1 protein-coding gene is annotated in these 720 nt (G+C 45.0%); it reads right to left on the reverse strand.

What is annotated here, in order from left to right:
• The coding region (locus tag ACRCJ0_RS17510; protein ID WP_431391430.1) for a TIGR00730 family Rossman fold protein at positions 1 to 513 on the reverse strand (513 nt) is incomplete at its 3' end.
• Between the last annotated feature and the right edge of the window lie 207 nt (positions 514 to 720).

Here is a 720-nt window from a genome sequence, read left to right on the forward strand (position 1 = left end):
TGGATTAGTTTCAACCAACAACATATCCCGGTATTGTTGATGCATAAACCCATGATCGACTTGGAAATCCAAAAAGTCTAACAAGCCGTCATAGTAGTTATTCACATTCAAAATCCCGATTGGTTTATCGTGGTAACCAACTTGCTTCCAGGAAATCACTTCAAACAACTCTTCCATGGTCCCTGGACCACCCGGCAAGGCAATAAACCCGTCAGACAAATCAATCATCTGTGCCTTCCGTTCGTGCATCCCTTGGACAACAAATAATTTAGTCAGATCAGGATGTTGAATATTGTTATCCGCCAACTTCTGTGGCACAACCCCCATCACATCACCGCCAAAAGCCAAAGCCCCGTTCGCTACAGCAGCCATACAACCCACATTTGACCCGCCATAAACCAAAGTCCGCCCTGATTTAGCAATCACTTCGCCGACCCTTGTCGCCATCTCTTCATACACCGGATCATCCCCAGCAGCCGATCCCAAATATACCGCAACACTTTCAAGTTCCATCCACAACACCCCTTCTTTCCCAATATTTTAGCCAAACCATCAGCATCTGACAAGTACCTCCCCCTGAAAAAGGGCGAAACGCATCTTGCTGGCATTCTCTATCAAGCATCCACATTGACCCACCCCACGCGTCCTGTCATAATATAAATAGAAGAGGTGGTTATATGACAATAACATTAAATAAAATCGCATACGAAAACTTACAAG

This window comes from Aerococcus sp. L_32 (genome assembly GCF_050689315.1).